Below are 16,618 nucleotides of genomic sequence, written 5' to 3' on the forward strand. Positions count from 1 at the left end.
TCGGTTCGTTACCGGCCGGGGACCGGCGGGCGTCGCGGAAGCGACCCGTTCGGATCCGCCGGCCTGCCCGGGGGCGCGGGGAGCGGTCCGGTGTCCCGGGGCAGGGCCGGTTCCGGCCGTGCCCCGGGCGCGCGGAGGGGATCGGTCCCGGGCCTCAGCGGCTCGCCGCCAGGCCCAGCGCGATGTCGACGATCATGTCCTCCTGCCCGCCGACCAGACGGCGGCGGCCGCACTCCATCAGGATGTCGCGCACATCGACCTCGTGGCGCTGCGCCGCGGCCTCCGCGTGGCGCAGGAAGCTGGAGTAGACCCCGGCATAGCCCAGCGTGAGGGTTTCGCGGTCGACGCGGACCGGGCGGTCCTGGAGCGGGCGGACGATGTCGTCGGCCGCGTCCTGGAGCTTGAACAGGTCGCAGCCGTGCTCGAAGTCCGAGAGGTCGGCGACGGCGATGAACGCCTCGATGGGGCAGTTGCCCGCACCGGCCCCGTGGCCGGCGAGCGAGGCGTCGACGCGGCGGACGCCGTTCTCGACCGCGACGACGGAGTTGGCGACGGAGAGCGAGAGGTTCTCGTGGGCGTGGATGCCGATCTCGGTCTCCGGGTCGAGCACGTCGCGGTAGGCGCGCACCCGGGCGGCGACGTCCTTCATCGTCAGCCGGCCGCCGGAGTCGGTGACGTAGACGCAGTGGGCGCCGTAGGACTCCATCAGCGCGGCCTGCTTCGCGAGTTCCGCGGGCTCGGCCATGTGGGAGAGCATCAGGAAGCCGGAGACGTCCATGCCCAGCTCGCGGGCGGCGGCGATGTGCTGCGCGGAGATGTCGGCCTCGGTGCAGTGGGTGGCCACGCGCACGGAGCGGACCCCGAGGTCGTAGGCGTGCTTCAGCTCGTCGATGGTGCCGACGCCCGGCAGGAGCAGCGTGGTGAGGCGGGCCCGCTCCAGCACGGAGGCGGCGGCCTCGATCCACTCCCAGTCGGTGTGCGAACCGGGGCCGTAGTTGAGGGAGCCGCCGGCGAGTCCGTCGCCGTGCGCGACCTCGATCGCGTCGACGCCGGCCTCCTCCAGGGCCACGACGATGCGCTTGACGTCGTCGGGGGTGATGCGGTGCCGGACGGCGTGCATGCCGTCGCGGAGGGTGACGTCCTGGACAAAGATCGGGGTGCTCACTTCGTGGCCTCCTTCGCGGCGGCGATCTTCTCGGCCATCTGCACCGCGGCCGAGGTCATGATGTCGAGGTTCCCGGCGTACGCCGGGAGGTACATGCCCGCGCCCTCGACCTTGAGGAAGACCGACACCTGGTGCGTCGGCCGCGTGGTCGCGCCCTCGGCCAGCAGGGTCTCCACGGGCTGGTCGGCCGGGATCGCGGTGATCTGGACGTCCTGGACCATCCGGTAGCCCGGGACGTACCCCGAGACCTCGGCGACCATCGCGAGGACCGATTCGGTGATCCGCGCCTTGGCGTTCTCGCCCTCCTCGCCCTCGGGGAGGGTGACCAGGGCGAGAACCGTGTCGCGCATCATCAGCGGCGGTTCGGCCGGGTTGAGGATGATGATCGCCTTGCCCCGCTCGGCGCCCCCGACCCGCACGATCGCCTCGGAGGTCGTCTCGGTGAACTCGTCGATGTTGGCCCGGGTGCCGGGGCCGGCCGACTTGGAGGCGATGGAGGCGACGATCTCGGCGTACGCCACCGGCACGACCCGGCTGATCGCGGCGACGACCGGGATCGTCGCCTGGCCGCCGCAGGTCACCATGTTGACGTTCGGGGCGTCGAGGTGCTCCTCCAGGTTGACCGCCGGGATGACGTAGGGGCCGATCGCGGCGGGCGTCAGGTCGATCATGCGGATGCCGAGCGGGCGCAGCTTCTCGTCGTTGGTGCGGTGCGCGCCGGCGGAGGTGGCGTCGAAGACGATGCCGATCTCGTCGATCTGCGGCGACCTCAGCAGCCCGTCCACGCCTTCGTGGGTGGTCTCGAAGCCGAAACGGGCGGCGCGGGCCAGACCGTCGGAGGCCGGGTCGATGCCGACCATGACGCCCATGTCGAGGTGGTGCGCGTTGCGCATGATCTTGATCATGAGGTCGGTGCCGATGTTGCCCGACCCGATGATGGCGACCTTCGTCTTGCTCATCGTGGTTCCTTACGCGGAGAAGGTGACCGACACCGTGCCGAGGCCGGTGACGGTGGCGTGGACGGCGGCGCCCGGCGTCACGGGGCGCATCGGGCCGAGGGCGCCGGAGAGGACGATCTGGCCGGCCCGGAGCGGATCGCCCAGGTCGCGGGCCTGTCGGGCGAGCCAGACGACCGCGTTGACCGGGTCGCCGAGGCAGGCGGCGCCGGTTCCGGTGGAGACGGTCTCGCCGTCGACGGTCATGGTCATCGCGGCGGCGACGGGGTCGAAGTCCGTGAGCGGGACGCGGTGCGTGCCGAGGACGTAGCCGCCGGCCGAGGCGTTGTCGGCCACCGTGTCGCCGAAGCTGATGTCCCAGTCGGCCACCCGGCTGCCGCAGATCTCGATGGCGGCGACGGCGTGGTCGACGGCGGCGCGGACCTGGGCGTCGTCGAGCGGCCCCTCCGCGAGGTCGGCCCCGAGGACGAAGGCGATCTCGGCCTCGACGCGCGGCTGGAGGACCGCGCCGGCCGGTACCGCCGAGCCGTCGGCGTACTCCATGTCGTCGAAGAGGACGCCGAAGTCGGGCTGGCCGACGCCGAGCTGCCGCTGCACGGCCTCGGAGGTGAGCCCGATCTTCCGGCCGACGACGGCGGCACCGGACTCGATCCGCTCGGCGGTGAGCAACTGCTGCACGGCGTACGCGGCGGCGACGTCGTCGCGGCCGATCAGGTCGCGCACGGGGGCGGCGGGGGTGCCGGTGGCGGCGGCGTCACGGAGCCGGGCCGCGGCGGCGGCGATGCTGTCGGTCCCGACAGTGGGGTGGTTCTGGGGCATGTCGTCCAATCTGCGGTACGGGACGAGGGGAACTCCACGCCGACGTTCCACTCAGCGGTACGCTCTTTCCATGGAGGACAGCGACACCGTCCTGGGCAAGGCACTGGGCATCCTGCGGGCGTTCGGCCCGGCCGACTCCGTGCTGCCGCTCGCCGAGCTGGTGCGGCGCACGGGCCTGGCGAAGGGCACCGTCCACCGCGTCGCCGGTGATCTGGTCCACCACCGGCTGCTCGACAAGACCGACCACGGCTACCGGCTCTCCGGGGGCCTGTTCGAGCTGGGTCTGAGGGCCGCCACCGAGCGGACCCTGCTGGAGGTGGCGATGCCCTTCCTCCAGGATCTCTACGAACGCACCCATGAGACGGTGCACCTGGGTGTGCGCGAGGGGCACGAGGTCGTGTACGTCGCGAAGATCGGCGGGCACCGCCAGGCCAAGGCGCCCTCCCGCACCGGCGGGCGGATGCCGATGCACTGCACGGCCATCGGCAAGGTATTGCTGGCGTACGCCGGGGAGGACGAGCGGACCGCCGTGCTGACGGCCCCGCTCGAACGCCGCACCCCGCACACGGTGATCGCGCCCGGCCTGCTGCGCAGGCAGCTGGTGAAGGCGGTGGAGACCGGGGTCGCCTACGAGCAGGAGGAGTCGACGCCCGGTCTGCTCTGCGTCGCCGCGCCGGTCCTCGCGCCGGACGGGCAGACGGCGGTCGCCGCGATCAGCGTGACCGGCCCGGTCGGCCGCTTCCGCCCCGAGTCCCACGCCAACGCCGTACGGGCGGCGGCCACCGCCCTGGGTTCCACCCTGGCCCGCAGACGTCCCTGAAACGGGCACCGGCCGGGTGCGACGCGCAGCGCGTCGCACCCGGCCGGTGGACCGGGGCGGGAATGCTCAGGCCGCCTGCTCCTCGGCGGGCGCCGAGGCGAGCGGGATCGGGGTGAACATCTCGGGCTCCTCGTCCGGCGTCAGCGCGGTCGGACCGTACACCCAGTCGGTGAAGGAGTAGTCGTCGACGGCCCGCGCCCGCATGATCGCGTTGCGCCGGAGCCGGGACTCCCCGTCCAGGTGCCACAGCTCGCCCCAGGCGCGCGCCGTCGTCTGCACCCGACGGCAGTGCTCGACGCGGACCGCCTCGTACGCGGCCAGCGCGCCGTCCCAGTCCGGGGCGGTGCCCTCCGCGGCCGCCTCGGCCATCCGCGCGTAGTGCCGGGCGAGCACCCAGCCGTCCTCGATGGCCATGATCGCGCCCTGCGCCATGTACTGGAGCGGCGGGTGCGCGGCGTCGCCGAGCAGGGCGATGCGGCCGTGCACCCAGGTCTCGATCGGCTCCCGGTCGAACATCCGCCACCAGCGGTCCCGCCACATCAGCGGAATGCCCTTGGCCACGGGCCCGCAGCTGCCCTCGAAGGCGCCGTCGAGCTCGTCGGGGGTGCCCCAGTCCTCCTCGCCGGCGAGCGCCTTGGGCGACTCGAACACGGCGACCTGGTTGAACATCTCGCCGCCGCGCAGCGCGTACTGCACGAAGTGACGGCGCGGGCCGACGTACACGGTGACGTCGTTCTCCGCGATGTCGTTGCCCCTGACCTGCTCGATCGGGACGGCCGCGCGGTAGGCGACGTACGAGGAGTTGACCACGTCGTCGCCGATGAGCCCGCGCCGGGCCACGGAGTGCAGTCCGTCGGCGGCGACGACCAGCGGGGCGGACTCGACGCGGCCGTCCTTCAGCAGGACGCGGGCGCCGTTCTCCGTGTTCTCGTAGCCGACGACGACCTGGTCGTTCAGCAGCTCCACACCGGCGCGGCGACAGGCCCGCAGGAAGATGCCGTGCAGGTCGCTGCGGTGGATGACCATGTACGGGAAGCCGTAGCGGCGCTCCAGGTCGCGCAGGTCCAGCCGGGTCAGCTCCCGGGAGTCGACGGCGTCCCGCATGACCATGTTCTCCGGGACGACGCCCAGGTCCTTGGCCTCGTCCAGCAGGCCGTACTCGGCGAGGATGCGCGTGCAGTTGGGGGCGATCTGCAGGCCGGCGCCGACCTCGCCGTACTCCGGGGCCTGTTCGAGGACGCGGACCCGCAGTCCCTGGCGGGACAGGGCGAAGGCGGTGGAGAGGCCGCCGATGCCACCGCCGACCACGAGGACGTCGGGCTGTCCGGCAGGCGTGGGTTCAGGGTTCATGAGCTGTTCCTTGCGTGTACGGGGCGGGCCCCGGGTTCAGAGCCAGGCACCCAGCGCGGGGGCGGGGGTGCCGTCCTCGGCGCGGAGGCCGTTGTCGCGTCCGGTGAGGTAGGCGGCGAGGTCGGGCAGCGCGCCGGTGACCGGGACGGGGTCGCCGTCACCGGGCAGGTCCCAGGCGGCACCGGCCGGGGTCCGCAGGGTCACGGCCGGGCCGGGGGCGGCGGCGCGCTTGGCGGTGACGTCGTCGCACAGGGCGGCGAGGAAGTCGGCCGGGAGGCCGTCGAAGGAGACGCCGTTCGCCAGGTCGACGGCGTGGACGCACACCTCGCGGGAGCGCATCCAGGGCAGTTCGGTGGCGGGGACCGTGCGGCCCTGGGCGGTGACGACCTCGTGGAGCCACTGCTCCTCGGTGAGCCGGTCCATCCCCGCCTCCAGCGCGTCCGCGGAGCGGCGCAGCCAGGCGGTGAGCCGGTCGGCCGGGAGGGCGCGGCCGCGTTCGATGCCGGCGGCGCGTTCCTCGGGCGAGGCGTACATCGGGGTGGGTACGCCGGTGGCGGCCCAGTGGACCAGGTGGGACAGGGCCTCGGCGTTGGCGGCGACGTGCGCGGCGACATGGGCGCGGCTCCAGCCGGGCAGGGCGCTCGGCGCGGCGTACCCCGCGTCGTCGAGACCGGCGACGGCGTCGAAGGTCAGCTCGGCGCCGATCAGGGCCCAGCGGCGGGCGTCGTCGAAGGTGCGGGCGGTGCGTGTCACGACGCGACGACCTCGTTGGCGCAGGCGCCGAGGCCGGTGATCTCGGTGACCACGTGCTGGCCGGGGAGCAGGAAGACCTTGGGGTCGCGGGCGTTGCCGACGCCGGCCGGGGTGCCGGTGGCGATGATGTCGCCGGGCCGCAGGGTGATGACGGTGGAGATGTACTGCACGAGGAAGACCGGGTCGAAGAGCAGCGTGCCGGTGTCGTCCTGCTGCATGACCCGGCCGTCGACGACCGTCCTGACCTCCAGGGCGGGGCGGACGCCGCCGACCTCGTCGGGGGTGACGACGTAGGGGCCGACCGGGGTGGTCGCCTCCCAGATCTTGCCCTGGGTCCACTCGATGGTGCGGAACTGCCAGTCGCGCACCGAGATGTCGTTCATGACGGTGAAGCCGGCGATGGCGTCGGCGGCCTGCTGCTCGTCGGCGCGGCGGACCTCCTTGCCGATCACGACGGCCAGCTCGACCTCCCAGTCGAAGGCGTCGGTCTCGGCCGGCTTGACGATGGGGTCGTTGGCGCCGATCAGGGTCTCGGCGAACTTCGGGAAGAGGGTGGGGTAGGAGGGCAGTTCCCGGCCCATCTCCTTGATGTGGTTGGTGTAGTTGTGGCCGACGCAGACGACCTTGGAGGGGTTCGGGACGACCGGGGCGAAGTCCGCGCCCTCGACCGGGTAGGTGGGGCCGGTCGCGGCGGCGGCCCTGGCCTGCCAGTCGCTCTCGGCGAACAGCGCGCCCAGGTCGGTGCGGCCGAGGTCGACGTGGACGTCGCCGTCGAGGCGGACCGCCCGGGTGCCGTCGGGGGTGCGGAGGGTGGCGAGCTTCATGGTCAGGCGTCCTTCTGGGTGCGGTTGAGCCGGAGCGCCTCGAAGACGGGCGCGTCGGAGAAGCGGAAGAGGTCGAGGGCGCCGGAGTCCGAATCGGTCCCGCCGGCCTCGGACCGGGCGGAGAACGGTTCCCACGACGGGACGACGAACAGGTCGCCGCGGTTGACCGTCCAGGACTTCTCGCCGACGGTCACGACACCGGACCCGTCGAACACCTGGTAGACGGAGGAGCCGGTCTCGCGCACGGGCGCGGTCTCGGCGCCGCGGGCGACCCGGTGGAACTCCGCGCGGAGGGTGGGCAGCACGTCCGTGCCGTCGTGCGGGTTGGAGTAGCGCACGGCCGCGTGGCCGGGCTCGACGGTGCCGCCGTAGCCCTCCTTCTCCAGCAGCAGTTGGTCGTTCAGGGCGGCGTCGGTGTACTCCCACTTGTAGGAGAGCAGCGGGCTGCCCGGGGTGGCGGGGGCTGCCGACAGCGGGCGCAGTCCCGGGTGGCCCCACAGGCGCTCGGAGCGCGAGCGCTCCGGGGTGATCCGTTCGGCGTCGCCGATCTCGTCGCGGCCGAATTCGAAGAACTGCGCCTCGGTGACGTACTGGAAGGGGATGTCCAGGCCGTCGATCCAGGCCATCGGCTCGGAGGTGGCGTTGTGGTGGGCGTGCCAGTTCCAGCCGGCCTGCGGGAGGAAGTCTCCGCGGTTCATCGGGACCGGGTCGCCGCCGACGACCGTCCAGACGCCGGAGCCCTCGACGACGAAGCGGAAGGCGTGCTGGGTGTGGCGGTGCTCGGGGGCGTCCTCCCCCGGCATCAGGTACTGGATGGCCGCCCACAGGGTGGGGGTGGCGAAGGGCCGGCCGCCGAGGGAGGGGTTGGCCAGCGCGATCGCGCGGCGTTCGCCGCCGCGGCCGACCGGGACGATGTCGCCGGCCTGTGCGGCCAGCTCGCGCAGCCGCTGCCAGCGCCACAGGTGCGGGACGGCGCGGGAGCGCGGGTGGGCCGGCATGAGGTCGCCGATCTCGGTCCACAGCGGGACGAGCAGCTCGTTCTCGAAACCCCGGTACAGCTCTTCGAGGGCCGGGGTGACCTCGGGCTGCCCCTCCGCGGCGACGGCCTGCAGCCGCACCGGGGAGCCCAAGGCGATGTCATGGGCGAGGGAGGAGTGAGTCACAGCCACAGCGTGCGTCGTTTCTCTTTGAAGAACACATGGATTCTGTAGAGCAGAATCGTGGGGGAAGAAGGGCCGGGGAACCGGCGGGGGCCCGTACGGCACCGCCGGGACAGCGGTGTCGTACGGGCCCCCCGCCCGGTCGGCCGGTGGTTCAGTTGTGGGTGACGAAGTCGGTGACCAGCCGGTTGAACTCGTCGGCGTGCTCGATCATGGCCCAGTGGCCGCAGTGGTTGAGGACCACCAGACGGCTGTGGGGGATGCTGGCCAGCAGGAACAGCGAGTTCTCGTACGAGACGACGCGGTCGTCGCGGCCGTGGATGAGCAGGGTCGGCACCGTGATGCCGGACAGCAGCTCCGGCTTGACCCATATCGGCAGCGGGGCGCCCTGGGGCAGGCCGTCGACGTAGTTGCGCAGGTGCTCGGGGCGGGCGAGCGCGGCGTCGGAACGGGCCTTGCACAGCTCGGGGGTCGCGAACCGGGCCTTGTCGAAGACCATGATCTCGACGAGCCGGCGCATGTTCTCCGGGCTGGCCTCGCGGTAGGCCTCGATGAGGACCTTGAGGCCCTCGGAGGGGCCGTCGCCGGCGCCGAAGAGCGTGGGCAGCCGCATGCCGACCGGTGGGCCCATGGTGATCAGGTGGGTGATGCGCTCGGGGTGCTCGGTGGCCAGGCGGAGCGAGGTCTGGCCGCCCATGGAGTTGCCGACGAAGGCGGCCCTGTCGATGCCGAGGGTGTCCATGAACTGGATCGCGGCGTCGACGTGGTCGAGGCGGTCGACCGTGGCGGCGTCCGACTCGCCCCAGCCGGGCATGTCGACCGCGTACACGTGGAAGTGCTCGGCCAGGGCCTCGATGTTGCCGGCGAAGTTGCTCCAGCCGGTGGCGCCGGGGCCGCTGCCGTGGAGCAGGATGACGGGGTGGCCGGAGCCCGCCTCGTAGTAGCGGAGATTCCAGTCGGGGGTCCGGACGGTGCGGGCGATGTCTCGCGGGTCGAGCGCCATCAGTGGTTCTCCTCCATCGGGTTCGGTGCGGCGGCGAGGAGTCCGGCGACGACGCCCGGCGGACGGTGGCCCCAGCTGTGCAGCCGGTCGAGCGTCTTCACCTCCCAGGTCTCGTCGTCGATGATCAGCCCGCCCCAGCCGTACTCGATGCTGAAACCGGACGGCGTGAAGACGTAGAAGCTGAACATCTGGTCGTTCGGGTGCATGCCGAGCGTCATCTCGAACGGCTGCTTGGCGTCCATGCACCGGTCGTAGGCGAGGCCCACGTCGCGGATGTCGGTGACCTCGACCATGAAGTGGTGGGTCTTCTTCGGCGACGGGAGGTCCCCGAAGGCGACGGTGTGGTGCCGGCCGTTGCAGTGCAGGAAGATCAGGTCCGCGAAGACGCCCGGGGCCAGCTCCTCGACGATCATGTCGCTGATCCGGAAGCCGAGCAGGTCCATGTAGAAGCCCAGGTAGGTCTCCCGGGAGACGCCGTGGGCCAGCAGGACCTGGTGGCCCGCGCCGCCGGCGCCGGTCACGAAGTCGCCGAGCAGCGAGGCGGACGCGAACGGGGTGGCGGCGTCGGCCAGGCCGTTGACCAGCTCGATCCGGTTGCCCATCGGGTCGGTGGTGAGGAAGATCCGGTCCACCTTGCGGGCGGCGGCGAGTGCCGCGTCGCCCTCGGTGACCTCGATGCCGGCCGCGCGGACCTTCTCGACCAGGGCGTCGAGCGCGTCCGCGCCCTCCACCTCGTAGCCGGTGGCCACCAGATCGTCGGCCGGACCCTCGGTGACGACCCAGCGGTGGGCCTTCTCGTCGGTACGCAGCGTGAATCCGTCCGCCGTCCGCTCACCGAGCTGCATGCCGAGCAGGCCGACACCGAAGTGCTCCCAGTCGGCGAGGCCGCTCACCTCGTAGACGACGTATCCGAGTTCCTTGACACCGGACAATGTCTTGCTCCTTCTTCGGGTACGGGATCAGACGGTGGGCACGGCGAGGCCGTGGGTGTCGGCGGCGGCGACGAACCGGTCGGGCCGGACCGCGACGACGCGGGCGCCGTACCGGCGCATCCAGGGCAGGAGGACCTCGTCCAAGTCGACCAGCTCGTCCGGTCCCTCGGTGTGGGAGGTCTTCGGGCGCACCGCGCGGTAGTGGGCGCCGAGCGCGTCCCAGCCGGCCTTCTCCTCGGCGGACAGCACGTCGGCCGGGTCGACCTCGTCGCCGAGCAGCACGAAGTGGTGGCCGAGGTGGTGGTCCAGGCGGGCCATGCGGCCGGCGGTGTCACCGGTGACCGGCTGCGGGACCATGCGGCCGATGACGCTGGCGTCACCGGTCTCGCCGCGGATCCAGCCGGCGGCCAGGACGGGCGGGGCGGTGAGCGGCGGTTCGAAGGGGGTGACCGTGCCCTCGGGCACGGCGTTCATCGCCGCCTGCTCCTCCTCGGTGGCCTCCTGCTTGATGACCCGGCCGAGGCCGACCGCGAGGCCGGTGTAGAAGGCCGCGCTGGGGCGCCGCTCGGCCTCGTAGGTGTCGAGCCAGCCCTCGGGCAGCTCGCCCTTGAGCACCCGGGCGAGCTTCCAGCCGAGGTTGTGGGCGTCGCGCATACCGGTCTGCATGCCGGCCCCGGCCCACGGCGGCATCAGGTGCGCGGCGTCGCCGGCCAGGAACACCCGCCCCTGGCGGAAGGTGTCGGCCATTCGGACGTGGTGCTGGTAGAAGGCGTGCTGATGGATCTCGACGTCGTCCTCGGAGACGCCGAGGGCCTTGAGCAGCGGCCAGATCTCGGCGCTCGTCGGATAGTCCGCGGGGGTCTCGTCGGGCTTGAGCGGGATCTCCCAGCGGTGGTTGCCGGCGGACAGCGCGATGTCGACGACGGGGCGCTCCTTGTCGGACCAGAAGGTCAGGAAGTCCCGGTCGGGCCACCAGCGCTTGACGTGGCAGTCGACGACCACCCAGGTGACGTCGTCGGTGTCGCCCAGCAGCGTGCAGCCGATCCGGCCGCGGGTGGCGCTGCTGCCGCCGTCGGCGCCGATCGCGTAGCGGGTGCGCGTGGTGCGGGTCTCCCCGTCGCGGGTGGAGGTGAGCGTGACGCCGTCGGCGTCCTGCTCGATGCCGGTGACCTCGGAGCCGTAGTGGACGGTGACGAGGTCGTCGTACCCGTCGCGGACGGCCGCGCGGAGCTCGGCCTCCATCGTCGGCTGGTAGATGTTGTAGAAGCGCGGGGTGCGGCCGAGGGTCGACGGCGGGTGCTCGATCCTCATGATCTCGGTGCGGTCGTACGTCATCCAGCGCAGGGCGCGCTGCGGATCGATCACCTTGTCGATCCGCTCGTCGATGCCGAGGTCCTGGAAGATCCGCATCGTCCAGTCGTTGACGGTCACGGCACGCGCCCGGGAGTAGATGTCCCGGTCCCGTTCGAAGGCGACGGCGGAGATGCCGTATCGGGCAAGGGTGAGGGCGGCGATCACACCGGTCGGCCCATAGCCGACAATCGCGACATCCGCGTCAAATCTCTTGGTCATGCGCTGACTCCGTTGTGCACGCAAAGACGGGAAGGTTTTGGACCGAGCGGTCGGTACATTCTGAAGGTAACAGCGCCCCCGCGCAGCCCGTCAAGGGGTTCTGGCCAGGGATTTTCCACACATCCCGCACGGAGACCCGGCCGGGGCGTCCCGCGGGATCGCATAGAATCCGGCGAGTGGAGAAGATCGAGCAGCCCGCGCCGGAAGCACGTACCAACCGCCGCGGCCGTCGGTCACGGCAGGAGATCCTCGACGCGGCGGCCCGCGTGATGGCCGTGCGCGGCTACGCGGGAACGCCCATGTCGGTGCTGGTCAAGGAGACCGGACTGCCGAAGAGCGCCTTCTACCACCACTTCGAGTCCAAGGCCGGACTGCTGGCCGCCGTCATGGAGCAGGGTGCCCAGGGCTTCTTCGGCGCCATGCGCGCGGCCCACCGCAACCCCCCGGAGGGCGGGACCCCCAGCGAGCGCCTGCACTGGTACCTGCGCCGGACCGGCAACGTCCTGGAGGACGGCGAGGACTTCCTGCGCCTCCTGCTCGTCCTGGTGATGAGCCGCGAGGCCGCCGAGGCACCCGAGGCGCTGCGCACCGTCGTCGCGGTCCGCGACGAGGGGCGCGCCTACATGGCGCACATGATCAGCTCGTCCTTCCAGAGCGCCGGCGAGAAGACCGCCGCCAGGATCGGGGAGGCCCTCGCCCCCTTCGGCATGGCGGGCTACGACGGCGCGTTCGTCGCCCTGCAGTCCGACAACGGCCGGCCCATGTCCGCGTGGATGGACGAACTCGCCGACTCCCTGGCGGCGTTGGGCGCTGCCCTCATCGCCGCCGGCTGACGGATCCCGGGTCCGCCCGCCTCACCTCGGCCGCCACCAGATCGTGGTCCGAGTACGGGGTGAGGTGCACACGCTGCCCCGCCGGGGCGAAGCCGCGCAGGAAGATGTAGTCGAACTTGCTGCGCCAGTCGGTCGTCGGCGTGCACCCGCCCGGCCCCGAGGGCCCGCACTGCGCGTCGGCGTCCGCGAACAACCGCCACATCGAGGCAAGTTCGGCGGCCTCCGGCACCGCGTTGAAGTCACCGAGCACGATCGTACGGTCGTAGCGGCCGACCACCTTCGCCAGCGCCTCGGCCTGCTTCGCGCGGACGGACTCCTGACGCCGTTCGGCGAAGTGGGTGTTGAAGACGCGGACGGGCCGGCCGTCCACGAGGGTGGTGACGGCGAGGTACCCGCGGTCCTCCGAACCGCCGTCCGGGTACTCGGTGTTCACCGCATCGGTGATCGGGGCGGCCGAGAGGATCGCCTGTCCGAAACCCCCCGGCTTCCACGGCACTCCCCCGCAGCGGCTCCAGCTCCGCAGCACCGACCCGTACGTCACGTGGTACACCAGCCCGTACCGGTACCGCAGTTGCTCGACGATCCGCTCGACGTCCCCCACGCACGCCTCCTGCAGGCCGATCACCTGGGGCGCGTACGTGGCGATCTCCTTCGCGCGCCCGGCGTTGGGGTCGCCGTCCTTGCAGGGGTTGCAGATGTTCCACGTCATGACCCGGTTCGGCACCGGCTTCGCGGGCGCACCGGCCGGCAGCGGATCGGCGACGCGCTCCGCGTTCGTCGCCCCCGGTCCGGCGATCAGCACACAGGCCACGATCAGCGCACCCACGAGCCACCGCGCACCGGTTCCGGTCACCTTCGCCTCCTCGCAGTCGGGGACACACGCCCGCACGGGAGGTCCCGGGGCCGCGGCGGGGCCGGTGGCCCGGTCCACGGGTGGGATCATGATGGGTCCGTCACGCGACCGGGGTCAATCGTGCCCAGGGCCCCGGACGCGGGCGCGCGACCGCCGGGCGGCACCGGTCCGTCAGGTCCCGGCACCGCCCGGCGGGGGTGCTCCTCCCCGTGCGGGGTCAGTCGGTTCCGGAGAAGAGCCGCTCCAGGGCCGGCCATCGCGCGGCCGTCGCGAAGACCGGGATCGTGCCGAGGGGCGCCTCGCGGAGGAGCTCCCGGCCGCCGCTGAAGGTCTCGCCGGTCCAGACGTCGACCCAGTCCGTGCCCGCGGGCAGGTAGACCGTGCGCCGTGTGGCGCCGGGTTCGGTGACGGGGGCGACGAGCAGCCCCGAGCCGAGCCGGAAGTGGTCCTGGTGGTCCCAGATCCTCGCGTCGTCGGCGTGGTCGAAGAACAGGCCGCGCATCAGCGGCTTGTTCTCGGCCAGACCGGTCCTCGTCTCCTCCGCCAGATAGGGGACGAGGCGTTCCCTCAGCGCGGCGTAGCGGCGGAAGGTGTCGAGGACGGCCGGATCGCCCGAGCGCTCCGCGATGTTCCACGGGGTGCGGTCGCGCAGCGGCAGACGGTGGTGGTTGTACTCGGAGTGGTACTGCATGATCGGCACGAAGGCCGAGAACTCCGTGGCCCGGATGTACAGTTCGGCGTCCGGCACGTCACCGGAGAAGCCCGCGAGGTCCCAGCCCCAGTAGACGATGCCGCAGGCGGAGGCCGTGATGCCGGCGTGGACGGAGTGGCGGTAGGCGTCCCAGGTGGAGTCCTCGTCGCCCGCCCAGAAGGCACCGGCGTTCTGCGAGCCGGTGAAGCCGGCCCGGCTGAAGGTGACGGGTGCCTTGCCGCACCGGCGCAGCAGATCTCCGTAGGCCCGGGGGTATGCGACCGGGAAGAGGTTGTTGGTGACGTCGCCGGAGGTGCCGTCGGCGTAGCGGAGGTCGGCTCCCCAGGCGTGTTCGCCACCGTCGGTCTTGAAGCCGTCGATGCCGACCTCGTCGACGAGATAGCGGCGCTTGGACAGCCACCAGTCGCGGGCCTCGGGGTTGGTCAGGTCGGGCATCAGGGCGAGCGGGAACCACCAGCCGCGGTTGCGGTAGGGCCGCTTGCCGTCCTGTTCCAGGACTCCGTAGCCGCGGTCGGTCATCGCCCTGGCGTCGGCGGCGGCCTGCCCGGACGGGTTCGGCCGCATCTTCATCAGCGGGATCTGCCAGAGGAGCACCTTGATGCCGCGCGCGTGCAGTTCGTCGACCATGGCCTTGGGGTCGGGCCAGGCGCCGTCGGCGGGAAAGGTGAAGTCGCCGAGGCGGTGCGGGGAACCGTCCTCGTGGACCTCGTACCGCGCGTCGCGGAACGCGGTGAACGTCGATTCGTCGCTCCAGGCCTCGATGACCAGGGCCCTGACGGGGATGTCCGTGTCCCGGTGGCGGTCCATCTCGGCCATCACCCGGGCCTGGGTGTTCCATTCGTTGCCGCTGGCCCACAGGCCGAACACCCACTCGGGGAGTTCCTCGGGGCGGCCCGCCTCGTCGAGGAAGGCGCCGAGGACGTCGGCGGGGGTGCCCCGGTAGCAGTGGGTTTCGAGTGCCCCGTCGGGGCCGACCTCGGCCTCGATCCGGAGCAGGTCGTTGTCCGTGGCGCCGATGTCGTACCAGGTGCGGCGGGAGGTGCGGACGTGGAAGCCCCAGCCGTCGCCGCCGATGACGAGGGCGAAGGGCATCGGGAGATAGGTGCGGGTGGTGAAGCCCTGGCCCTTGTACTGCTCGAAGACCTGGGCGTCGAGGGCGAGGCCGCGCTGGTCGACGGCGTTGTAGCGCTCGCCGAAGCCGACGACGTGCTCGCCCTCGGCCAGCCGCAGGGCGAAGCGGACGCGCAGCGGGGTGCCGTCGGCGGCCCGGAGGGTGCGGGCGGTGCCGGGCACGAGGCGGCCGGCCGGGCCCGTCACCGTCAGGGCGTCGGCTCCGTCGTACCAGGCGGCGGGGGCCACGGTGTACCAGCGGGTGGACCGGGTGCGACCGTCGGCGTGCGTGGCGGTGAACCGGTAGCGGGCGCTCGTGCCCGCGGCCAGGGGGCGCGGCCGGACCACCCACCGTGTGCGCCCGTGGCGGGCGGCGCCGGACGCGGCGGCGGCCAGGTGGCTGTCGCCGTCGCCGCCGGAGTCACCAGCCGGGGGCCGGTCCGTCTCCGCCTCGGCGGTCAGCGTCGTGACCGTGCCGTCGGTGTCCCAGGCGCAGGCCACGGCGGTGATGCCGGGCCCCGTGGAGGCGCGCACCTCGAAGGCCTCGCCGGCGAGCGGCGTGGCGGGCACGATCTGGTCGTCGGTCGGTTCGTAGGCGTGGCCCGAGCCGTGCGGGCGGTGGCGGATCACAGGGAGACTCCGAGTTCGTCGGCGAGGATGAGGTACATGGCGTGGGACCAGAGCAGCGGGGTGGCGTTGTGCCCCCAGCGCTCCTCCCACTCGGTGAGGCGGCGCGGTGCCTGGAGCCGTACGTCCGGGGCCTGCTCGGGCAGCAGGTGGTCCTCCGTGGCCTGCGCGGCGATCCAGTCGAGCGCGCGGCGGGCGTCGGCGGTGCGGCCGATGCGCGCGTAGTGCCAGCCGAGGAAGCCGGCGAGGACGGGCCACTGGCCGCCGCCGTAGAACGTGTCGCCGAGGTAGCGGTACACGCCGCCGTCCGGCTGCACGATGTCGAGTTCCGCGGCGTGCAGGGTCGCGGCGGCGACCGGCCCGTCCGGCGGCACGCTGCCGAACGGGGTCAGACAGGCCAGCAGGCTGCCGTCGACCTGCTTGCTGCCCAGCCACTTCGCCAGGTGTCCGTCGTACATGCCGCGTTCGCGCACGAGCGCGTCGAGGGCGTCGATGGTGCGCGCGCAGAGGCCGCGGTCGGCGAGGCCGGCCTCGGCGACGGCGTGCAGTCCGCCGCGGATCGCTCCGAGCGTGGCGCCGTGCACCCGGTCGTTGTACTCCTCCCACCAGTCGTAGCAGGGGGTGGACCAGGTGGCGGCGAGGTAGTCGACGGTCAGCCGGACGGCTTCGCGGTAGGGCGCGGGGTCGCGGTCGTGCCGGGCGAGGTGGGTGGCCAGGGACCACAGCCACGTTCCGTAGCCGTCGAGCTGGAAGTCCCACCAGCCGACCTCTCCGGTGTCCTCGCCGTCGAGGGTGTAGCGGGTGGGCAGATAGGCGACCTCGTCGGGCCGTTCGCCCCGGCGCAGCGCGTCGAGCAGCGATTCGATGCGCCCGGCGCGGTCGGTGACGACGGAGGCGCACCAGCGGTGGAAGGCGTCCGCGCTCTCCGGCGCGCCCGAGCGGGAGGCCGCCTCGGCGACGAAGGCGCCGTCGCGGAACCACGAGTAGCGGTAGACCTCGAAGGACGGGCAGGCCGGGTAGGCGCCGGACGGGGCCTGGTTCTCGGTGATCACCTCGATGCTGCAGCGCAGCAGGGCGGCGTGGCCGGGGGCGGCCTGGATGGGCACGTTCATGTCTCCTGCGGGGTGTT

Annotated in this window: 15 protein-coding genes; 2 read left to right on the top strand and 13 right to left on the bottom strand. The window is 72.4% G+C overall.

The genetic code is table 11. The features are described 5' to 3' along the window. Positions 1-154: 154 nt before the first annotated feature. Genes dmpG through ACFVDM_RS12690 form a run of 3 tightly spaced genes read right to left on the bottom strand, consistent with a single transcriptional unit; the run spans position 155 to position 2,940 of the window. Positions 155-1,165, bottom strand: coding sequence for a 4-hydroxy-2-oxovalerate aldolase (gene dmpG, locus ACFVDM_RS12680; RefSeq protein ID WP_383637121.1), 1,011 nt, complete (start codon positions 1,163-1,165; stop codon positions 155-157). Next, positions 1,162-2,124 carry an acetaldehyde dehydrogenase (acetylating) gene (locus tag ACFVDM_RS12685; RefSeq protein ID WP_383637124.1) on the bottom strand — a complete coding sequence of 321 codons (963 nt, stop codon included), beginning with the start codon at positions 2,122-2,124 and terminating at the stop codon, positions 1,162-1,164. Before ACFVDM_RS12685 ends, dmpG begins: the two co-directional genes overlap by 4 nt. Positions 2,125-2,133: 9 nt before the next feature. Next, positions 2,134-2,940, bottom strand: coding sequence for a 2-keto-4-pentenoate hydratase (locus ACFVDM_RS12690; protein WP_383637127.1), 807 nt, complete (start codon positions 2,938-2,940; stop codon positions 2,134-2,136). 70 nt (positions 2,941-3,010) lie between these two features. Here ACFVDM_RS12690 and ACFVDM_RS12695 point away from each other — a divergent pair, with 70 nt between their 5' ends. Beyond that, a complete protein-coding gene (locus ACFVDM_RS12695; protein WP_383637130.1) occupies positions 3,011-3,760 on the top strand; it encodes an IclR family transcriptional regulator in 750 nt (249 codons plus the stop codon). A gap of 66 nt (positions 3,761-3,826) precedes the next feature. Here ACFVDM_RS12695 and ACFVDM_RS12700 read toward each other — a convergent pair whose 3' ends face one another. The 7 genes from ACFVDM_RS12700 to ACFVDM_RS12730 all read right to left on the bottom strand — a co-directional run bounded on the left by ACFVDM_RS12700 (position 3,827) and on the right by ACFVDM_RS12730 (position 11,354). Continuing rightward, on the bottom strand, positions 3,827-5,110 hold the full coding sequence (locus ACFVDM_RS12700) for an FAD-dependent oxidoreductase (protein WP_383637132.1): 1,284 nt from the start codon (positions 5,108-5,110) through the stop codon (positions 3,827-3,829). A gap of 36 nt (positions 5,111-5,146) precedes the next feature. Then, a complete protein-coding gene (locus tag ACFVDM_RS12705) occupies positions 5,147-5,863 on the bottom strand; it encodes a maleylpyruvate isomerase family mycothiol-dependent enzyme (RefSeq protein WP_383637135.1) in 717 nt (238 codons plus the stop codon). Then, positions 5,860-6,687 (bottom strand): fumarylacetoacetate hydrolase family protein, encoded by an 828-nt coding sequence (locus ACFVDM_RS12710; RefSeq protein WP_383637138.1) that lies wholly within the window; start codon positions 6,685-6,687, stop codon positions 5,860-5,862. Before ACFVDM_RS12710 ends, ACFVDM_RS12705 begins: the two co-directional genes overlap by 4 nt. A 2-nt stretch (positions 6,688-6,689) precedes the next feature. After that, positions 6,690-7,850: a cupin domain-containing protein gene (locus tag ACFVDM_RS12715; RefSeq protein ID WP_383637141.1), complete on the bottom strand. Its 1,161-nt coding sequence runs from the start codon at positions 7,848-7,850 to the stop codon at positions 6,690-6,692. Positions 7,851-8,001: 151 nt separating this feature from the next. Next, positions 8,002-8,850, bottom strand: a complete 849-nt coding sequence (locus tag ACFVDM_RS12720) for an alpha/beta fold hydrolase (protein WP_383637143.1) — start codon at positions 8,848-8,850, stop codon at positions 8,002-8,004. Next, positions 8,850-9,782, bottom strand: coding sequence for a VOC family protein (locus ACFVDM_RS12725; RefSeq protein WP_383637146.1), 933 nt, complete (start codon positions 9,780-9,782; stop codon positions 8,850-8,852). The genes ACFVDM_RS12720 and ACFVDM_RS12725 overlap by 1 nt, the downstream gene beginning before the upstream one ends. Positions 9,783-9,809: 27 nt before the next feature. After that, positions 9,810-11,354: an FAD-dependent monooxygenase gene (locus ACFVDM_RS12730; protein ID WP_383637149.1), complete on the bottom strand. Its 1,545-nt coding sequence runs from the start codon at positions 11,352-11,354 to the stop codon at positions 9,810-9,812. Between the two features lie 176 nt (positions 11,355-11,530). Between ACFVDM_RS12730 and ACFVDM_RS12735 the strand changes: the two genes are divergently transcribed. After that, positions 11,531-12,187 carry a TetR/AcrR family transcriptional regulator gene (locus ACFVDM_RS12735; protein WP_383637152.1) on the top strand — a complete coding sequence of 219 codons (657 nt, stop codon included), beginning with the start codon at positions 11,531-11,533 and terminating at the stop codon, positions 12,185-12,187. On the opposite strand, the gene ACFVDM_RS12740 is transcribed toward ACFVDM_RS12735, so the two are convergent. The 3 genes from ACFVDM_RS12740 to ACFVDM_RS12750 all read right to left on the bottom strand — a co-directional run bounded on the left by ACFVDM_RS12740 (position 12,171) and on the right by ACFVDM_RS12750 (position 16,601). Next, a complete protein-coding gene (locus tag ACFVDM_RS12740) occupies positions 12,171-13,040 on the bottom strand; it encodes an endonuclease/exonuclease/phosphatase family protein (RefSeq protein WP_383637155.1) in 870 nt (289 codons plus the stop codon). The two genes, ACFVDM_RS12735 and ACFVDM_RS12740, sit on opposite strands and share 17 nt — an antisense overlap. 217 nt (positions 13,041-13,257) lie before the next feature. Beyond that, positions 13,258-15,492 (bottom strand): TIM-barrel domain-containing protein, encoded by a 2,235-nt coding sequence (locus ACFVDM_RS12745; protein WP_383637158.1) that lies wholly within the window; start codon positions 15,490-15,492, stop codon positions 13,258-13,260. Continuing rightward, positions 15,489-16,601: a glycoside hydrolase family 15 protein gene (locus ACFVDM_RS12750; RefSeq protein ID WP_383637161.1), complete on the bottom strand. Its 1,113-nt coding sequence runs from the start codon at positions 16,599-16,601 to the stop codon at positions 15,489-15,491. Before ACFVDM_RS12750 ends, ACFVDM_RS12745 begins: the two co-directional genes overlap by 4 nt. Positions 16,602-16,618: the final 17 nt, after the last annotated feature.

It is taken from the genome of Streptomyces sp. NPDC057682 (genome assembly GCF_042799575.1).
Classification (GTDB): Bacteria; Actinomycetota; Actinomycetes; order Streptomycetales; family Streptomycetaceae; genus Streptomyces.